This is a genomic window from Empedobacter sp. UBA7494 (assembly GCF_002478465.1).
GTDB lineage: Bacteria > Bacteroidota > Bacteroidia > Flavobacteriales > Weeksellaceae > Empedobacter > Empedobacter falsenii_B.
On record NZ_DLOC01000050.1, the window covers coordinates 1 to 2,777 of the forward strand.

Annotated in this window: 5 protein-coding genes; all 5 read left to right on the forward strand. The window is 33.5% G+C overall.

Translation table 11 applies throughout. From position 1 onward, the window contains the following. Positions 1-352, forward strand: a 352-nt coding sequence (locus tag B4E95_RS05335) for a 4Fe-4S dicluster domain-containing protein (RefSeq protein WP_291090541.1), incomplete at its 5' end; no start/stop codon positions are given. A gap of 71 nt (positions 353-423) precedes the next feature. Further along, positions 424-852, forward strand: a complete 429-nt coding sequence (locus B4E95_RS05340) for an LNS2 domain-containing protein (RefSeq protein WP_125348737.1) — start codon at positions 424-426, stop codon at positions 850-852. 39 nt (positions 853-891) lie between these two features. Further along, the gene (locus tag B4E95_RS05345) at positions 892-1,683 is read left to right on the forward strand and encodes a (Fe-S)-binding protein (RefSeq protein WP_038332021.1); all 792 of its coding nucleotides are present in this window, start codon (positions 892-894) and stop codon (positions 1,681-1,683) included. A 134-nt stretch (positions 1,684-1,817) separates the two neighbouring features. Then, on the forward strand, positions 1,818-2,285 hold the full coding sequence (locus B4E95_RS05350; RefSeq protein WP_291090544.1) for an ABC transporter ATPase: 468 nt from the start codon (positions 1,818-1,820) through the stop codon (positions 2,283-2,285). A 114-nt stretch (positions 2,286-2,399) separates the two neighbouring features. Beyond that, the coding region (locus B4E95_RS05355; RefSeq protein WP_291090547.1) for a LemA family protein at positions 2,400-2,777 on the forward strand (378 nt) is incomplete at its 3' end.

Genomic DNA, 2,777 nt, shown 5'->3' on the forward strand with positions numbered 1-2,777 from the left:
TTGGGTTCCATCTTTCTTATTCAATCATACGAAGGGCAATCAGATTGCACTGGCAGCACAGGGACAAGGAGCCGTTGAAACAGCGGCTGCATCGGCAGCGTATGATCGGGCACTGGTTGGCGAGGTTATTACGGAAGAAGAATTATGGGCATGTACATCTTGTAATGCATGTACACAAGCTTGTCCAGTAAATATCGATCCTTTATCAATTATTGTTGATTTACGTCGTTATTTGGTAATGGAACAATCTGCTGCACCAAACGAGTTGAACATGATGATGACAAATGTCGAAAACAATGGAGCTCCTTGGCAATTTAACAATGCGGATAGATTGAATTGGGCAAACGATTAAAATTGTAAAATACAATTACTCATTCTCAAAGAACTATTAATTTTTGTACATAACACACAAACACAACACACATGGAAAATTTCTTAGAGGAAAAAATTGAAAACGGAGAAAGAGTAAGTCCTATTTTACCAGAAAATGTTAAAAATTATTTAATTGACATTGATGGAACAATTTGCGATGATATTCCAAACGAAGAACCAGAACGTATGCTAACAGCAGAATTATATCCAGATGCTTTAGAAACGTTAAACAAATGGTACGATGAAGGACATATTATCACATTTTTTACATCACGTACAGAAGAACATCGTGAGTACACAGAAATTTGGTTGAAAAAACATGGTTTCAAATACCATGGACTTTTAATGGGAAAACCTCGTGGAGGAAATTATCATTGGGTAGACAACCATTTAGTAAAAGCAACACGATACAATGGTAAATTTACAGATTTGGTAGAAAAAAATGTTTCGATTCAAGTTTTTGATGATGGAAAACATTAAACCAAATCCATTCAAATAACACAAAGACTACAAAAAAATATGTCAAATATTACAGTTAAAACAATGGCTCAATATATGGCCGAAGGCAAACAACCAGAAGTTTTGTTTTGGGTTGGATGTGCTGGAAGTTTTGATGATAGAGCCAAAAAAATAACACGTGCATTCGTTAAGATTTTAAATAATATTGGAGTAGAATTCGCTGTTTTAGGAACAGAAGAATCGTGTACAGGTGATCCTGCAAAGCGTGCCGGAAACGAATTTGTTTTTCAAATGCAAGCTATGATGAACATTGAAGTTCTGAATGCTTACGAAGTGAAAAAAATCGTTACGACTTGTCCACATTGTTTCAATACCTTAAAAAATGAATATCCAAGTTTAGGTGGAGAGTATGAAGTTTTGCATCATTCTCAATATTTACAACAGTTAATCAACGAAGGTAAATTGAAATTAGAAGGTTCTGAAACATTCAAAGGAAGACGAATCACTTTCCACGATCCTTGTTATTTAGGTCGCGGTAACGATGTGTATGAAGCGCCTCGTGAATTAATCGAAAAATTAGATGCCGAATTAGTCGAAATGAAACGTTGCAAAACACGTGGATTATGTTGTGGTGCTGGTGGAGCGCAGATGTTCAAAGAACCAGAAAAAGGAAACAAAGACATCAATGTAGAACGTACAGAAGAGGCTTTAGAGAAAGAGCCGCACATTATTGCAACAGGTTGTCCATTTTGTAATACAATGATGACTGACGGGGTAAAACACTTCGAAAAAGAATCAACGGTTATGGTAAAAGACTTAGCTGAATTGATTATGGAAGCGAAAGATTTATAATCGAAATTATAAAAATAATATTGAAAAACCATCTCATTGAGATGGCTTTTTCATTTTAACTCAAAACTTACAACTCATTACTCACTACTCAAAATTTCCGTATCTTTGAAGAACAAATTTTAAATAAAGAGAAAATGAATTTAGCAGACGATTCAAGAATTTGGATTTTTCAAGCCAATCGTAAATTCTCAACAGAAGAAAAGCAAGCTATTACAGCTAAACTAAATACTTTTATAGCAGATTGGAATGCGCATGGCGCTGAACTTTTAGCTGATTTTGATTTACCTTACGATCAATTTATTGTAGTTGGTGTAGACGAAAATCAAGCGACAGCAAGTGGTTGTTCTATCGATAAATTAACGAAAATCGTACGCGAAATTGATGCAGATTATTCGTTCGATTTATTGAACAGAATGTTAGTTTCGTATGAAAGTGAACAGGAAGTTTTTATCGAAAAATTACCAACATTTAAACAAAAAGTAAAAGAAGGAGAAATCAAAAATGTAAAAGTTTTCAATAATGGAATTTCTTCTTTGAATGATTTTAAGCAAAATTGGTTATTACCGATTGAAGAAAGTTGGGCAAAAACATTATTAAATTAAACGTTTAAAATCCAAAAAATATTAAAGCCGAGTTTAGAAATAAGCTCGGTTTTATTTTTGATAAAAAATTGTTTAAAAAACACTATTTTTACGTAATAATAAATTAAAAATACTATGAAAAACAAAGGATGTCTTATTGGCGGAGTGATTCTTTTAGTTCTTGCAGGAATCGTTTTCTGGGGAATTGGAGTTTCGAATACGATTAAAACAACAGACCAAGGTGTACAAAAACAATGGTCGAATGTAGAAAATACATATCAAAAACGTTCAGATTTAGTTCCAAATTTAGTGAACACGGTAAAAGGTGCTGCGAATATGGAAAAAGAAACGTTAACAGCTGTAATTGATGCACGTGCAAAAGCGACTTCTAATCAAATTAAAATTGATGATCCAAGTCAATTAACAGATGCAAATATTGCGAAATTTCAACAAGCTCAAGATCAATTAGGATCTACATTAAGCCGTTTATTGGTTTCTGTTGAAAAATATCCG